Genomic DNA, 17,474 nt, shown 5'->3' on the forward strand with positions numbered 1-17,474 from the left:
CTTCTTTCTCAACCACGATATAAACTGCACTAATCGATCACACAAGGGCACTACGAGCACAGTACCATCTTCCGATCGCTGTTATCCCCAGATTTTTTGAATCCCCTTCTCTAAGGGGAAAATCCGGTGATAAGCGTATGCTTCCGATGCAGCTTTCCTTCAGAAAGCTTTTAGGCGAACGCTTCGCTTCTCCAGATTGGTTCTGCCTCTCCGTTAACGTGTGTCTGTTTAAGTAGTTTATATAGACTTTATTTATAGTATTATTCTTTATGCATGCATAAGGTACATTCTCGCTTCATATGGACGCAGTTCGTTCAGAGGCAGTTCACCTGCATAATTCGATATCAGCAGCTGATTCGTCTCTGCCAAGTGTTCCTGAAGCGAGAGCTCGACCATATTTCCTTTAAAATTACATACAACAAGGACTTTTGTTCCGTTCAGCGTTCGGGTATAAGCATACACCTCTGGATCATCCGGGAAAACCAGCTCATAATCTCCATACACAATCACTTCATGATCTTTTCTTAATTGGATTAACTTCCGATAGTGATGAAATATGGATTCAGGGTTATTTAAATTGTCCTGGGCATGGATATCGGTATAGTTCGGATTCACCTTGATCCAAGGTTCACCACTTGTAAACCCAGCGTTATCGGAAGAATCCCACTGCATCGGTGTTCGCGCGTTATCGCGTCCCTTGGCGAAGATCGACTCCATCACGCTGCTTTCAGGATATCCTTTCCCCATTCTTTCTTTATAGAGATTGAGCAATTCAATATCCCGATAGTCTTCAATCGCATATTGAACATTCGTCATGCCTAGTTCTTCACCCTGATAAATATAAGGTGTGCCTTGCATGCCATGAAGAAGGGTAGCCAGCATTTTAGCCGATTCAATTCTGTATTTTCCGTCATTTCCCCAACGGGAGACGATTCGAGGCAAGTCGTGGTTGTTCCAGAACAAGCTGTTCCAGGCATCGCCTTTGAGCTCTGTCTGCCATTTAGACAGCACTTTTTTCAATTCCAGCACATCCAACGGCTTGAGATCCCACTTTCCTTTGCCTTCTTGTTCATCCAAGCCGATGTGTTCAAACTGGAACACCATTGAAAACTCGCTGCCGTCCGGGTTGCTGTACAGTTTGGCAATCTCAGGAGTAGCGCCCCATGTTTCTCCAACCGTTAGCAGATCTTCTGCTTTTTGAAACGTTTCCTTGCTAAGTTCCCTGATATATTTATGCAAATTGGGCCCATTCCCCGTAATCTTCGCATCCGGCTCTTTACCGATTAAGTCGATTACATCAAGTCTAAACCCGCCGACTCCCTTGTCGATCCACCAATTGATCATATCGTAAATCTCCTGGCGAACTTTGGGATTTTCCCAGTTCAGATCTGGCTGTTTTACGGAAAAGAGATGCAAATAATATTGCCCAATTTCAGGAACCCATTGCCAGGCTGAGCCACCAAATGTGGATCCTAAATCGTTCGGAGGCGTTCCTTCCACACCATCTCTCCAGACGTAGTAGTCATGGTACGGATTGTCCTTGCCTTTTTTGGCTTCTTGAAACCAAGGATGTTCATCTGATGTGTGGTTCAATACCAGATCCATAATGATCCGAATATCTCGTTTCCCGGCTTCATGAATTAACGATTCCATATCATCCAGAGACCCGAACATTGGATCGATATCCTGATAATCGGAAATGTCATACCCAAAGTCATCTTGAGGTGACTTGCAAACAGGTGACAACCAGATCGCACCAATGCCGAGTTCCTGCAAATAATCGAGCCTTGACACAATACCCTTCAAGTCGCCGATTCCGTCTCCGTTACTATCTTGAAAACTCCGTGGATAGATTTGATATACAACGGTTTCTTTCCACCATTTTTTATTCTCCATGTCTTACAACCTTTCTACCTTCTCCAGATTGGTGTGCCTCTCCGTTAAGGTGTGGTATAACCTCTCATTATTCTTTGACTGATCCAACGACAATACCTGTTACAAAGTATTTTTGCAGCAGCGGATAAATCAACAGCAGCGGAATGACCGCGACTACAATTTTAGCCGCATTCAGGTTTTTATTCGAAATCTCAGTCAGGTTGCTGAGCTCACTGGAATTCGTTCCGGCCTGCAGCAGATCGGCAATATTTACGTTAAGGGACTGAATATAAGTCATAAGCGGATAGTTGCTGACCTTGGTCATATAGATCAAACCGCTGAAGAAGTCGTTCCATGTACCCACGATACTGAATAAGGCAACGGTCGCCAGCGCAGGTATGGACACGGGAACATACACTTGGAACAAAACTTGAAGCGGATTCGCCCCATCGATAAACGCCGCTTCTTCCAGTGCTTTAGGAACTGCAGAGAAGAAGTTCATCACAAGGATGACACTGAAAATCGGGACAGCGCCTGGCAGAACAAGTGCCCATATCGTATTGAGCATATCCAGGTTTTTGATCAGCAGGTAACTCGGAATCATGCCTCCACTGAACAACATGGCAAAAATCATGATATTCATATAGATGTTTCTGCCTTTGAATTCCCTTTTCGACTTGGATAGCGGATAAGCCATCAAAATAATCAGAATCATGTTAAGCACAAGGGCCAGCGCAACGCGCAGAACAGATATACCAAAGGAGCGCCAGAACTGTGCATCATCAATAATTTTTGAATACGCGGCTGTCGTAAAATTGACCGGAACGAGACCTACGGCATTCGCCGATACAGCCTCGCTGCTGCTGAATGAAATGGCAACAATATTCCATAATGGAAGAAGGCAAGCCAATGCCAGCATGATTACGATGGCATAGATGACAAACCGGCCAATTCGTTCTTTAACGTTTGCAGAATAGGACACGGACGTTGCCTCCTTAGAAAATTTTTCTGTCAGTATATTTTTTGGCGAGTTGATTCGCAGACAAGAGCAGCACAATGCCGATCACGGATTTGAACAATCCAACTGCCGTACCGAAGCTGTACTGTCGTCCAACGAGACCAATGCGGTACACGTAAGTATCCAGAATATCGCCCGTTTCATACACTACCGGGTTATAGAGGTTATAGATTTGATCGAAGCCCGCACTCAAAATGTTGGTCAGGCTCATTACACCCATGAGCAGAATAATAGGCAGCATACCCGGCAGCGTAATATGCCATACTTTTCTCCACCAACTGGCTCCATCCATTCCTGCCGCTTCATATAGACCGGGATCAATCGACGTAATAGCAGCCAAATAAACGATGGAACTATAACCAAATTCCTTCCAGACGTCTGTTCCTATAATCAGTGGCTGGAACCACGTGTTGCTGCCCAGGAAATTGATATGATCCAGGCCAAAGAACGCGAGCATTTGGTTCACGATTCCATCCAAACTGAACATGTTGACCACGACGGATGCGAGTACAACCCAGGATAGAAAGTGCGGCAGATAAACAATCGTCTGCACGGATTTTTTAACGTATTTAATACGAATTTCATTCAACAATACGGAAAATATGATCGCCATTAATGTTCCGAGCAGAATCTTGGCAATGGCAATGACTAGCGTATTGCTGATGACCTGAGCGATATCCGGGAGTTTGAACATATAAATAAAATGCTTCAACCCGACAAATTCGGAGCCGAACATGCCCTTGGCTGGTACATAGTCCTGAAAAGCCGTAATGACACCGACCATTGGTATATAGCTGAATACAAGCAAAAACAAAATACCCGGCAGCATCATCATATGGTACATGGCACCTGTGCCGAGCCGTCCTCTTGCTTTTAATTTCCCCTGTTTCATGGATGAACCCCTTTCCTGAAAGAAAGGCTGCATATCGCAGCCCTGCTACTGTTCATGGATGTCTATTGTTTCGATGCGATCTCGTCTTCGATTTCCTGAATGACTTGATCACCGCCTTGTTTCTTCCAGTTGCTGACGAATGTATCGAAGTAATCCAGCGGTTCGGAACCCGTTACAATTTTGATGAACGATTCCTGCTCGAGCTTCGTCAGATTGGCCCACGTTTGTTTCATGCTCGATGTCGTTCCAGAGAAAGCAGGAGTCATCCAAACGAATTTATTCTCCTGTGTCAGCTTGTCGATCAGTCCAACGCCGTTAATCCGTGAATGGTATTTGGACCAAGCAGTTACGTCATCCGTATCCATGTCGCTCAAATACGTTTTAATGCTTCCGATATTGTTCTTCGACTCGGTTGTACGAACCTCATCCAGACCAATTTCCCCTTTAATTCCACGAACGACATCAGAGTAATCATCCAGCAGCGATGTAGCGGAATTGACTTCAATGTTAAACGGTCTCGTAGAACCGTCTACCCCAGTCTCCTGATACTTGGCAGCTTCCGGCATGGTTGTTGCCACATCTTTATCATTTGCCAGTTTGTCGTAGAACAGGTTTACAATCTTCACTGCCAGTTCAGGGTGCTCATACCCTTTTCTTACCACGATAAACTGATTGGATGGATTAGCATGTGCCACGTTCACATTACCTTCTGCATCTTCCAACGTATACGCCGAAAACTTCGCATTTTTATCCATCTGCTTCACGCTGATCAATCCCCAGTCCGGGATATGCCAAGGTCCAAAAGCGATACCACTTTGACCATTGGTATAGAGTGCAGTAATGTCATCAAACGTCCGGGTTCCGAATTGCGGATCAATGATGCCGTTCTTGAACCAATCCGCCATGATTCCCAGCATTTGCTTGGTCTCTTCTGTCGTGGAACCATACACAATTTTGCCGTTTTCCCCATTCATCCAATATTGTGGGAACGCCCCCTGGGTTGAGGCAACACCAAGCATGGTATAGGCTGAGGCATTGTAATCTGTGGTATTCAGTGTGTTGACAAAAGGGATACCGACCGGATTACCGGTTTGACCAGGATCTCTTTTCAGGAATTCCTGTGCTGTCTTCTCTACTTCTTCGAGCGAGATGGCGCCATCTCCGTCTGGATCGAGTTGGATCCCCAGCAGATCCAGCCAATCTTGACGTACCCAAACCATCGTTGGTGCGGAATCCAGGGACGTCGCCGGAAGACCCATCAAACGACCATCAATCGTTGCATTATCTAAGGCACGCCCATCATAGGAATCGTAAATCTGCTTGATGTTATCTGTAGTATATTGATCGTAAATGGTTGTCAGATCCTCAATCAGGTCATTGTCCACCAGTTCTTTCAGTTCGTCTTTGGAGTCGACACGCATCATGTCAGGCAATTCCCCAGAGGCGATGGCAAGCGATACCTGGCGGCTGTAATCTTCACCATTAGCTTCAAATTGATCTGTGATTTGAGCGTTAAATGTATCTTTAACCAGTCGCGTATATGCGTTGTTCTCATAGGTATCTCCAGCCGGCAGTTTCGGATTGGCTGTAGTCACACGTCCCATGGTTACGGTGATTTCGTCTTTGTAGGCACTGAACGGATCCCCCGGAGTTACCTCATACTTACCTGCTTCCTCAGCAGTAGGAGGAGTGGATGCGCCTCCACATGCCGCGAGAGCTGTAACCATCAGCGCAGACATCGACAACACGGCCAGACGTTTCGTGAGCGGTTTGCTTTTCATGGACCATTTTGTTCTCATCTAATTCGATTCCCCTTATTCTGTTTATCATTTTTTGTTTACGCTTTCATTATAAAATGGAGTGTAGATCCACTGAGATAGGGATTGCACGTTCGTTTGGATAGAGAAATGATTACAGTTTTCGACCGCAATCGTAGAGCATTGGTTAGATCGTAAACATTTATCCTACCTGCTGACTTACATTCATCTATCTATCCTTATTTCCACTTGAAAACAAAGGCCGGCAGCTCCTCAAACCGGAAACTGTCAGCCTTCAATTTATCCATAATCGATAAAATGTCTCTTGGACCACTTCCATGACGGCCTCCAACGATCATCATGGAAACGGTCACTTTCCCTATGATGGGTGTTTGTTCAATAGGAACACATCTGCTATTTGACTCCTCTGCCTTGCTGCCGATATTCGCTTGGCAGAAGGCCTGTCGTTTCACGGAAAATCCGGCTGAAATATTTTTCATCCGTATATCCCACTCGCTCGGCAATCCAGAAAATGGTGTTGTTTGTATTGAGTAAATACTCCTTCGACTTCTCTACCCGGATGAACCTGGAATACTCATTAAAGGTTTTCCCCATCAGATCTTTGAAGCATTGACTGAAATAACTTCGGCTGATGTTGAGTTGTTGGGAAAGACCTGAAGCGGTATACGCCTGCTCCAAGTCATCCTGCATGATCATCACTGCTTTTTTCACGGCATGGATGATTTCCTGGGAATACGAAGTCTGTTCGTCGGCCTTACGAATAACTACAGCAGTCTGTTTAATCCATCTCTCAACCTCGTACCAGGAATCGAAACCATGAATCATCGAGATCCTTCCAAGCGTTGTTTGGGCAAAAAGGTGATTCCATTCCATAACGAGGGAGTATAGTAACCCCATCAACTGGCCCTTGTTTAATCGTAATGAGGTAAACTGTTCAATGAGTTGGTCGTAGTACGTGTCATGATGAGTCCATGGGGTTTGGAACCAACTGTGCTTAATCCGGTCTATGTCCTCATCCTGCGGTTCTTTTAAAAATGTCTCTTCCTCGTTCATCGAAACGGCAAGGACTCGGTGTTCGGGGTTGTACGCATAGAATAGAGATGCCTCTGTATAATTCATAATCCAGTTTTTGATTTGAGACCATGTTCTCTCTTGTACATCGGACAACAACAATAACGTACTATGAGGAACTTGATTCATGGATGCCTTCAGCTGAAGGAACAGCGGGTCCTGCTCGTCATAGGAAGCTGCCCACATCCAGCTATTCCGTTCAACCTCCCACCGGATCACATCACCATCGGTGGTCAGCTCCACTGGCCACTTCTGTTCGGATTTGCGATCTTGGGAAACGAGTGCATACACATTCGGGTAATGGACATTGATTTCATTGGTAGAAGGCATCTTTCGGATAGAACTCGTCAACCCCGTAATACGAGTATGAATCCGGTGCAGAACATGTTCGAATTGCTCTTTCTCCAGCTGGACTTTGGCTATATAATCAATGGCGCCCAGCCTCAGCGCTTCCTGGATATAATCGAAATCCTGATGCAAGGTTAACACGACAATATGAAGCTCCGGATAGAGCTGTTTTGTGGCTCGCATCAGTTCTATCCCTGACATTACCGGCATCGCAAGATCCGTCAACATGAGATCGACTGGTTGGGATTTCAGGAAATCCAATGCTTTCGCTCCGTTACTTGCTTCTCCTACAACCTCCATATTGAATTCGTTCCATGGCATCGCTGAGCTTATGCCTTTGCGTACCAGCTTATCGTCATCCACAATCAATACCTTAATCATGCTGAGATATCTTCTCCTTTAATGGGCAGTATGAGCAGAATGCTTGTCCCCGTTCCCAATTCACTCTCGATGACCAATTGTGCTTGGTCCCCATATTGTGACTTCAACATGCGATGAACGTAATTGAGTCCAATGCCCATTCCTACTTTTTGTTGTTCAGCTACACGGTTGTTCAGCAGTTTATGAATGGTTTCCTCGCTCATGCCTGCACCATTATCCTGTATCATAATGTTCAATGTTGTATTACATGTCACTTCAATTTGAATAAAACCTTCGTCACTCAATCCATGATAGAGCGAATTTTCAACCAGCGGTTGCAGAATAAAACGAGGCACAGGAATTTGAAGCACTTGTTCGTCAGCAGTAATACGGACGTCGAATTCAAAGTCATACCGAATTTGCTGCAAAATCAGATACTGTCTTAATGCATCAATCTCCTCTTCCATCGTGGATACTTGCCCTAATTTGCCCAAGTTGTAATAGAGCAGCTTGTTCAATGACTGTACCAGCTTGTCGATCTCCCCTTGTCCGTTCATGACGGCGAGCCAGTGTACCGTATCCAGTGTATTCATCAGAAAATGCGGGTTAATCTGATAGAGCAGCTTTTCCACTTCCAGGTCTGCACGAATTTTTTCTTTCTGCTGTACTTCCTTGAAGAGATCGCCAATTTGATGCTGCATGTTCGAAAATTCACCGAGTAGAAAATCAAATTCGGGTATCTGGGTGCGAGCTCGGCTCCCCGTCGTTTGTGGGTTTTTGGACATCCCGTTGATTTCCGAATGGAACAAACCAAGTGGTTTGTACACCATCTTCCACAGGAGCCAAGCCAGAAATACGGTAAAGCCGAGGAAAAATAATGCGACCAGCAATATTTGAAGTAACCACTGGTTTTTCTCCTGCTGATATTGAGCCTGCGAAATGACTGAAACGACGCTCCATTTCTGTGATGAATCCTCCTTGAACCAGTGATACCCCCGGGATATCCCGTCCTTGGCAGGATCGGCTGTCAAGCTGGAGAAATTCTCCCCGACCTTCATCGCTTCCGGTATTTCACTGTACACAATGTTGCCTTCACCATCCAGGATCAGATGAGACAGAGCCCCGTTGTACTGACTGTATCCCAAGTTATCCTGTGTGAGGCGAAAGCCTGACTCAACGTAAATGTACACGTCGTCCCTTTCAGGCAGTTGTACTCTTCGCAGAGCAGACAGAACGAGTTGGTCATCGAATCGGTTCATGCTGATATGCGGACCATAGTACTTAATGCCATAGGTCTGGAAGAGCACAGGCAGTGACTCCGGAGAAAAACGATCCTTAATCGGAAAGTTGCCAAACTGTGTAGTTCCATCCTTCTGGAAGTAATATAAGGTCAAACCAATATTCGGATTGGTAAACGTGACCACACTTAACTCACTTTTTAATTCGTCTCTCGCCTCCATCAATAGGAAGATATCCGAGGAAGGCTTCAGGAATTGATCCAGCTTTTTGCCAATGGTTCCACGGTAGGACAATTGCTGTGTAACGTGATTCAGATTGGTGATTGAATTCTCCAATGAGGATGTCACCTGCTGTAAATTGCTGCGGATGCCGTCATCGATTTTATTTGCGAAAATGGAGTCAATGGTATAGTAGGAAATCGCAAATATGCTGATAAAAGGGATAAACGCACTGAGGAAGAACAATAAAAAGATCCTTTTTTTAAGTGTCATTCTGACCTAGTCTCCTTCTGAAAATAAAAACAGCAAGCCTCCTGGTTATGGAAGCTTGCTGTGAGTATACATACAGCTATACCGAATATCGTTATCCCCATAGGCTGAGGCCTACTTTGAAGCTCGTCGGCATTTCGATCCATTCAGGCGGACACATATCAGGACACTTCGTCAGTTCCCGTCCTCGTCCAATTTCCTTCATAATTATAGATCGATATTCGAATAAGTCAAACGCTTTCATACTTCTCGCCACCAAAACCAGTGGCAGGACAAGGGGAAGTTAATACACACCCCTTCTTACATGAAGGTGAAGAATTCATATAAGTTATATCTTTCCATATCATGCAGGAGCAACAGGATACAAGCGTAAATTCATCTGAAGATTAACGAGGCTGCCGATGATATCGAAAGCCCCGCGTTCATTCATATTAAGCTTTGTTTATATTTCAGCAGAATATAAGTGCCCTTTTTACTTTTGAGCAAGGATTATATAGACAGATTGGTTGGCAATTTGGGTCGACGGGTAGATCTTATTAACAATGGTGAAGCCAGCATCAAGCATTTCCACTTCCATATCTTTGGAAGAAACTCTCGGACCCGTTGAAGTCTCTGACTTTTCTAATTCGATACATAAGAACAAGCCTCTGTCTTTCAATATTCTGTTGACCTCTTTCAAAACTGTTGCAAGAGGCTTAACCTCGTGTAAAGAAATGGATGCAATAGCTATATCAACAACCTGGTTACCTAACGGGATTTCTCTGAAGTCACCTACAACAGAGTTAATATTCGTAATACCTCTCTCCGTCGCTTGGTTTTCCAAATATTCAAGAACATCCTTATCATTGTCCAATGCAAATACGGTGTTCACTCGATCAGCAATGGACATGGAAATATAGCCAGTGCCCGCCCCAAGGTCCAATACATTGTCGGTTTTCTTGATGGGCAGCAGCTCCAATAGTTCCTCTGCAGGAAATCTTTCGATATTTTCTAAGTTGTTAATTTTCTTTTGTAATTTTGGATTCATGTTGATCTCCCCTTTAATTACAGATAAAATAACTCTTTAATAACTATAATATACTTTCTCTGTAATGTAAACGCTAATGTTCCTTAAGATTAGAGGAAGCATCGTTTTCGGTAAGTTGCATTTTTCAATTGATTTTTCTGGAAGAAAAGGGTATTTTATAAAGAGCTTAGTGATAAGCTAGTTCCTTACACGAAGGGAGATGTTTTTAATGGCAGCTACTTATATGGTGGTTTCGTCTTAAAACTGAATAGTTGGCATACATGAAAAAAGCGGGAAAACGCCCGCATTATTTGGTATGCCATCCAAAGTAACCTTTCGTGAATATTGCTGTTTGCAGATACGATGAAGGTCGTATCTTTTTTGCGTCCTGATGCCGCGCGACAGCAGCTTCTTAAGAGGCTGCTTGTCCGTGGCATTTTTGCGTCCAAAAAACAACATTAAAGGAGCTACCCAATAACATGATTGATTTGAAAACCTATGGATATACAGAGATAGATGCAGTGCAAGGCGGGTTATTGCCCGGCAGGGTGACAGAGCTTAGGCGCGAGCGCTTCACGGTCATGACCGAGCGCGGGGAAGTAACAGCGGTTCTTAAAGGAACCTTTTATCACGGCGCGGCAACACGTGTGGACTTTCCATGCGTCGGGGATTTTGTCTTGCTGCACTACAACGAGAGCGGAGACTCGCTCATCGCTACAGTACTGCCCCGCCGCTCCAAATTCTCACGCGCGGATTACTCCGGTCATGCCACGGGTTATACCAAAACCGTGTTGGAACAGGTCGTTGCAACCAACTTTGACTATGTGTTTATCCTTTCATCGCTGAATGGAGATTTCAACGTTTCCCGCATCATGCGGTACCTGACACAAGCCAGGCAGAGCGGCGGTCAGCCGGTCATCATTCTGACCAAGGCTGATCTCGCCCCAGATTATACTATCCCACTCTCCGAAGTCACAGAAAGTATTCCTGGTGTGCCGGTTCACGCAATCTGCAGTCGTACAGCCATGGGACTGAACGAACTCAATTCCTATTTCATGCCTGGCAAAACAATTGTCTTTCTCGGTATGTCTGGCGTTGGTAAATCGTCTCTCCTCAATGCATTAATGGAACAGAACGTAATGAAGGTTCAGGAGATCCGGGAGGTCGACTGCCGGGGGCGGCATACAACAACCCATCGTCAGCTGTTCATGCTTCCCTCCGGAAGTATGGTCATCGACACCCCGGGTATGCGGGAGCTTGGTCTTTTTGATGCCGATGAAGGCTTACGCACAAGTTTTACCGATGTGGAGGCATGGTTCCCTCAATGCCGATTCGCGGATTGCCGCCATCAGACCGAGCCCGGTTGTGCTGTTCTTACCGCGATTGCCGACGGTTCGTTGTATCGTGAGCGGTGGGAACATTATCTCGCCCAACTCCATGAGAACAGGTATGTCCAGGATAAAACGAGTTACCTCATGAACAAGAGGGCGAGAAGCAAAACGCTCGCCATGTATAGCAAGAACATGAAAAAAAACGGGGGTAAAAAGATATGAATATCAAATCCGAAACGCTGAACGCTGTCTTACACAGAATATTTGAGAGAGAGATCATCTCGGCCAATTACCAAACCACGCCATTACATGGCGGTACGGTGGGAAATGTAAACTTGGTGACGGGGGTTGCCGAAACACCCGAGAGCGAAAAATTGTCATACCGCATCGTGCTAAAAATTCAGAAGCAATGGAATCGTTACAATGATCCAGGCTCATGGCGCCGGGAATATGACCTCTATGCATCTGAATTGGGTGAAACCTTCTCCAATGCCTTGCGCTGGCCAACATGTTATTACGCCGAGATGAATACCGAAGAAGATGAATTCCATCTATGGCTTGAATATATTGATGGCGTATCCGGTTTAGACTTAACCGGTGACATGTATGAACAGGCCGCGCTGGAACTGGGACGCTTTCAAGGTAAACTGTATGCCAAACAACCTGCTGTGCTGCAGAGCCTGACTAACCTGAGCCATGCAAACCTCATGAAAAACACCTATCTGCACTACCGGTCATGGCCGGTTGTCTACGACTATATACGTTCAGAGGACTGCGCATTCCCGAAGCATGTGCGGCAAATGCTGATCGACATTGATGAGCACGCAGGCGAAATATTTGACCGCATCGAAAAACTCCCCCTTGTGCTATGCCATAGGGACTTCTGGGTGACCAACTTGATCTATGCTGATGGGAAAATTGCGCTCATTGATTGGGATACATCGGGATGGGGCTACTTGGGCGAAGATTTAGCAAGTCTGATTGCGGATGAAGCGGATGTTCATTCCATGGTCGATTACTACAAGCGGTGTGTTCCCGCGTATTACCAGGGATTTTCTGAATATGCAGATGCACCCCCTGTTGCAGACCATTGCGTCTATGAAATGATCCTGCTCGTCTTTGGATACAGGTTTGTGGAGAGTTATCTCCACACAGAGGATGATGAAGAGAAGATAATACTTGTTCAAATGCTCCAAAAAATCCATGAAATGAAGAGCATCACTATTTAATCTGTCCTGACAGAGAAACTCCGAAACCCTGAATGTCGTGGGCTTCGGAGTTTTTTTTGCAGCATCAATTGATTCAAATAAAATGAAATACTACTTTTAATCATTATTTTGACTTCTTATACACCGGCCATAGTGCCCATCTCAAAATTTGGCTGCCCCAAAAAGCAAAGACGGTCGTTCCAGTCCATAAGCTGCGTCTGTTTTCGCTGTACTGATCGTTGATAATATAAGTCCTTGTAGATGCAGGGCTTTTCAGACCGAGCTTTTCCCACTCCGATGGATCATTTGAATCTCCAAGTCTTAGAAGCATCTTCTGAGATGCCTGATCGATTTTAACCGAAATTTGCTCGTAGGCCTGGGTGATTTGCATATGAAATTGGTCGATTGGATTGCTGCTGGCTATGCTCTCCAAGTGGATGCTTTCGCGAAGGTAAGAAACATATGCCAGATGTTCCGCCCAGAACTCATCGATATAAAAAAGACGTATCCTCTGTTCCGAGGGGCTCATCGGTATATCGCCTTTTAAAATCTTAAGTCGTTCGGCGTATAGGATTCGCCTCTGATCTTCCACCATATCCGAATAACTGTTCAGTTCCAGATGAATATCGAAGTTCTGACCCATAATAACGCGCTGAATATGCTCGATTTTACTGAGAAGCACCGTATCATCGATAGCCTCATCCTGCCTAGGTACGTGAACCAATTTATGGATGCCGAACTGAACCATTAACTCATCTTCCAAACTTACGAAAAATACGGAGGATCCCGGGTCGCCCTGGCGGCCAGAACGCCCGCGTAGTTGATCGTCAATCCGCACGCTTTCATTCACATATGTACTGATTACGTATAAGCCTCCCAGTTTGGCGACCAATCCTGCCTGCTCAGGATTTCCGCCTCCGAGCCGAATGTCTACGCCTCGTCCTGCCATATTTGTAGAAACAGTTACGGCACCCATTTCTCCTGCTTTAGCGATAATTTCGGCTTCTTTTGCGTCGTTTTTTGCATTTAAAACATGGCAATGTACATTTACCTTCGCCAGCGCTTCCGCTAAGTCATCGGACTCCTCAACACTGGATGTACCAATGAGAATCGGACGTCCCGTCTCATGGACAGACGAAATTTCCTGTACAAGCGCTTTTCGTTTGGCTTCTATATGAGTATAAATTCGGTGCGGGTGGTCAATCCGTATATTCGGTTGGTACGGCGGAATTCGCATGACCTGCAGTGCATAGATATGTTCAAATTCCATTGCAGAAGCATGCGCTGTAGCCGTCATTCCGCAAATACCCGGATACAGGCTAATGAAGTGTTGAATAGTAATCGTGCCGAGAATTTTCCCGCCTACCGTCCACTGCAGCCCTTCTTTGGCTACAAGCGCGGCTTGCAGTCCGTCAGGTAAAAACCTGTTTTCAGCCACTCGGCCCGTATATTCGTCAATCAACTCGATTCCACCGTCTCGGACGATGTAATCGACGTCTCTTTTTAGTAACGTTTCCACATGCAGCGCACAATTTAATGACGTTAACAAATGTGTATTGTGGCTATCATACAGATTGCCGCATCTGAGCAGTGACTCTACCTTCGCTGAGCCTGCTTCATTCAAGTAAACGTTCCGTTGGAATTCATCGAATTCGTAATGCTCTCCTTGTTTGAGCTGCTAAGCCACTTTTGCGAAACGTATGTCGTCATTCTTGGAAGAGCCCGACTCTCCACTAATAACTAGCGGCACCCGTGCTTCATCAAGAAGCAGCGAATCCGCCTCGTCGACGATGACGAAGTGGAACGGACGATGAACCAGATCAACTTCGTTGAGCGCGATCGTATCGCGTAAGTAATCAAATCCTGCTTCTTTAGCTGTCACATAGGTGATATCGCTAGCGTAGGCTTTCTTTTTCTCATATAGATTCATGCCCGCTTGAACTGAGTTTACACTTAACCCAAGAAAGCGATAGATCGGTCCCATCCACTCGGCATCTCGGTTGGCCAAATAATCGTTGAACGTCAGCACATGCACGCCTTTGCCTGTCAATGCATTTAGATAAGCAGGCATAACAGCGGAGAGTGTCTTTCCTTCACCCGTGTGCTGCTCGATTAGAAATCTCTCATGCAGAGCGATGGCTGCCATGATCTGTACATCGTACGGGTTTAATCCGAGCTTTCTCTTCGCCACCTCGCAGACTAAAGCGTAAGCATCGACAAGCAGCTCATCCAGAGCTCTGCCTCCTAACGCTTCCTCTTTCAGTCGATGTGATTCCTCTTGAAGTCGTTCATCGTCCCAGGCCTCCAAATTCCTCTTTCTGATGAGTTTCACTTGGTCTCGATAACCTTTCAACTGCTGCCGGCTATCGCGATCTTTGAGTTCACTCATCAACTTGGTGACTACATTCACGGGTTGATCCCTCCTCAGTGGAAGTGCACTTCCTTTGCTCAATGAAGTGCACTTGGATTGGACAACATGAATTCTAAAAACTACTCACTATCAAAGGAATTATTGTATTCTTTTCACAAATGAGAATGTGAATGTTGGGTTACTTTCCAATTCGTTCTAATAAATATTCTAGCCGTGCAATTCCATCCCCTTCTTAAGGGATTCATTACGTATAGAATCGTGTAATTGAGCAAGATCTTCATGGATTAAAGGGTATTCAGGCAGACTTGGCACGTCCGGCACGTCAATACAGAGGTTCTCATTATCTTTGATGGAGTGTCTAAGCCTCTCGAAATAGACCTTGTACTCATGCACCCGCTCTTCCGCTACTTCTCTTGAAGGATGGCGGTACGCTGCGAGTAACATGTAACCCAGGTGCAAGCAATCCCCCACTGCAGGCCAAAGACTTGTAACCTTTACATCCCTGCGAAGGGATTCCGCTAATGCACTGTCATATACTATACGGAGCTGAAGCAATTCATGTTGGAGCTCCTGTTGTTTGAAGGCTTGAATTGGCGTATGTTCACTCTCTAACATGGAAATCAACACTTCCCCTTCTTTTTCAACAGCATCAGAAAAAACGGTAAGCAACCGTTTAGAAGAAAGCTTCCTCCATAACAACGCCGTCCCGACAATGGCCACGATGCTTCCAATAATGATATCGACGAGCCTGGCGGATATGAAATACCCGCTAGTCAGAGCTGGATTGATTGTCGTTCCAATCAGAAGGGTACTGGGAGTAATGAACATAACTGCGAGCGAATAATTTCGGGCGTAGATTAATTCCACGATAAACTGCAATCCGGCAAGTGTTAACGAAACAAACAAGCCAGCAGGTTTTAGCCATAGCAAGGCTGCCCCTATCCAAATCCCAATGATCGTGCCCACCGAACGTTGTATGCCGCGATGCAGATTACTGACATATGTCCCGCCTCCCATAACTGCAGCCGAGGATAACGGAACCCAATACGAACGGTTCAAATGGAAACCATACGCAATAGCTGCTGAAATAAAAATTATGGTTCCGTAACGGAGAGCGATAAAAGGGATAGGAGAATCCCTGCTGAACAATTTTTTAAATAGATCCGTACCACTTACATTTTTCTTCTCTTCGGCACCAGACGACGCTGGAGTAGGGCTCAAATTAACTGTCCCAGAATGTATCTCATATGCGAACATAACGTCTTCATAGAGATTTCTTAGAAAAGTACTGCTTCCTTCTTCCGATATTTGAATGTTTACATGTTTTTCCTTGTCCTTATCACGAAACTGATTGCTCATGGTGTGCAGTGATTCGGCGAGCTGATCTTCCATCTCATGCTTTTTCTCTTGCGAGACATCGAGTATAGAAAGAAATATTGCTTCAGCTTGTACGTTTAATCGTATCAATTTTGCCAAAACATCATTGTTCCGATTCCGTTCTCCGAACAACTTGGCATGGGATAATGTTCGCTCTGCCTGCTTGATGAGAAACGCCGTTTGATGCTGCCGTTCTGCATACGTATCCATTCCGATCGATGACAGAAGACTCGCCAAGCTCTGGTATACCGCCGAAACGGCCTTGTTCTCGTTACGGTGCGGATTTACAAGCACTCCTGTCATAGCAACGATCCAGGCAAAAATGGCACCCAGCAATACGCATAGCACTTTGGATCCGAGCACAGCCGGTTCATGCTGCATGGAAGTGCCAATCGCATAAGCAAGGACGATAAACAAGCCTCCAGGGCCGGCTATTTCAAAAAGCTTAAACAGCATGGTGCTCAGAAACCCAACAACTCCAAACATAAGCACCATAAGTACACCGTTATAAGAGCTTAACGCACCGAGTGCAAATGAAGCAGTTAATCCAAGCGCAATCCAGAATAATCTTACAGCACGCTGGGAATACGGTTCATTCGATACATAGAGAAAAGTAAAACCTCCGACGGAAGCTAGTATGCCAAGAGCCGGATCTCCGATCAAAAAACCGATTAAAGAAGGAATTCCCACACTGATCGCCGAGCCAATTCCCTTGAACCAATTGAGCGGAAGCGGTTTGATACGGAAGGCTTCTCTATACGTTGCTTTCTTCGGAAACGGATGTTTAGGACGTCGTCTGTTGTCATGAGTAAATTGAGTATGATCCATCTTACAAACCTCTATTTCATCCTAGTTTTGTGTATAAGCTCTTGCATTGTTCTCGATACGGGATAACAGACTGCTGAACATCGCAAACTCTTCCTTCGTAATATCTTCCAATATTTTGGCCTAAGTAGCGTGTTCCTTAACCGTAATGGTGCAGGCTCTTTTTTGAGAACAGTCTTCATGTTCTTACATCCGCTACGATCCACTTTCGAATCAGCAGTCACGTTGTAGTTAGCATAGTAAAAAAAGGACGTCCTGTTTAGGAACGTCCTTCTTTGTAGTCTAAC

General features: G+C 45.3%; 10 protein-coding genes and 1 pseudogene. 2 read left to right on the plus strand and 9 right to left on the minus strand.

Annotation, left to right across the window (positions count from 1 at the left end; all coding sequences use genetic code 11):
* Positions 1 to 267: 267 nt before the first annotated feature.
* The 7 genes from GUA98_RS07840 to GUA98_RS07870 form a co-directional block, all read right to left on the minus strand.
* Complete coding sequence (locus GUA98_RS07840; protein WP_193722637.1) at positions 268 to 1,896, minus strand: glycoside hydrolase family 13 protein; 1,629 nt, start codon at positions 1,894 to 1,896, stop codon at positions 268 to 270.
* 67 nt (positions 1,897 to 1,963) lie between these two features.
* The gene (locus GUA98_RS07845; RefSeq protein ID WP_193722638.1) at positions 1,964 to 2,857 is read right to left on the minus strand and encodes a carbohydrate ABC transporter permease; all 894 of its coding nucleotides are present in this window, start codon (positions 2,855 to 2,857) and stop codon (positions 1,964 to 1,966) included.
* A 13-nt stretch (positions 2,858 to 2,870) separates the two neighbouring features.
* A complete protein-coding gene (locus tag GUA98_RS07850) occupies positions 2,871 to 3,785 on the minus strand; it encodes an ABC transporter permease (protein WP_095357662.1) in 915 nt (304 codons plus the stop codon).
* A gap of 62 nt (positions 3,786 to 3,847) precedes the next feature.
* Entirely contained in the window at positions 3,848 to 5,584 is a 1,737-nt protein-coding gene (locus tag GUA98_RS07855; protein WP_193722639.1) for an extracellular solute-binding protein, read from the minus strand.
* 372 nt (positions 5,585 to 5,956) lie between these two features.
* Entirely contained in the window at positions 5,957 to 7,363 is a 1,407-nt protein-coding gene (locus GUA98_RS07860) for a response regulator (protein WP_193722640.1), read from the minus strand.
* Positions 7,360 to 9,072 carry a sensor histidine kinase gene (locus tag GUA98_RS07865; protein ID WP_127536956.1) on the minus strand — a complete coding sequence of 571 codons (1,713 nt, stop codon included), beginning with the start codon at positions 9,070 to 9,072 and terminating at the stop codon, positions 7,360 to 7,362. Before GUA98_RS07865 ends, GUA98_RS07860 begins: the two co-directional genes overlap by 4 nt.
* A gap of 469 nt (positions 9,073 to 9,541) precedes the next feature.
* Positions 9,542 to 10,096 carry a class I SAM-dependent methyltransferase gene (locus tag GUA98_RS07870; protein WP_193722641.1) on the minus strand — a complete coding sequence of 185 codons (555 nt, stop codon included), beginning with the start codon at positions 10,094 to 10,096 and terminating at the stop codon, positions 9,542 to 9,544.
* A gap of 458 nt (positions 10,097 to 10,554) precedes the next feature.
* On the opposite strand from GUA98_RS07870, the gene rsgA reads away from it, so the two are divergent.
* Together rsgA and GUA98_RS07880 are read left to right on the plus strand one after the other, a co-directional pair.
* Entirely contained in the window at positions 10,555 to 11,628 is a 1,074-nt protein-coding gene (rsgA, locus tag GUA98_RS07875) for a ribosome small subunit-dependent GTPase A (protein ID WP_193722642.1), read from the plus strand.
* Positions 11,625 to 12,635: an aminoglycoside phosphotransferase family protein gene (locus tag GUA98_RS07880; protein WP_193722643.1), complete on the plus strand. Its 1,011-nt coding sequence runs from the start codon at positions 11,625 to 11,627 to the stop codon at positions 12,633 to 12,635. Before rsgA ends, GUA98_RS07880 begins: the two co-directional genes overlap by 4 nt.
* A 103-nt stretch (positions 12,636 to 12,738) precedes the next feature.
* On the opposite strand, the pseudogene GUA98_RS07885 reads toward GUA98_RS07880, so the two are convergent.
* Positions 12,739 to 15,024, minus strand: a pseudogene (locus tag GUA98_RS07885) (DEAD/DEAH box helicase).
* A 168-nt stretch (positions 15,025 to 15,192) separates the two neighbouring features.
* Positions 15,193 to 17,190: an FUSC family protein gene (locus GUA98_RS07890; RefSeq protein ID WP_193722644.1), complete on the minus strand. Its 1,998-nt coding sequence runs from the start codon at positions 17,188 to 17,190 to the stop codon at positions 15,193 to 15,195.
* Positions 17,191 to 17,474 lie beyond the last annotated feature (284 nt).

The organism is Paenibacillus sp. P13VS (assembly GCF_015143645.1).
Lineage (GTDB): Bacteria > Bacillota > Bacilli > Paenibacillales > Paenibacillaceae > Paenibacillus > Paenibacillus xylanilyticus_A.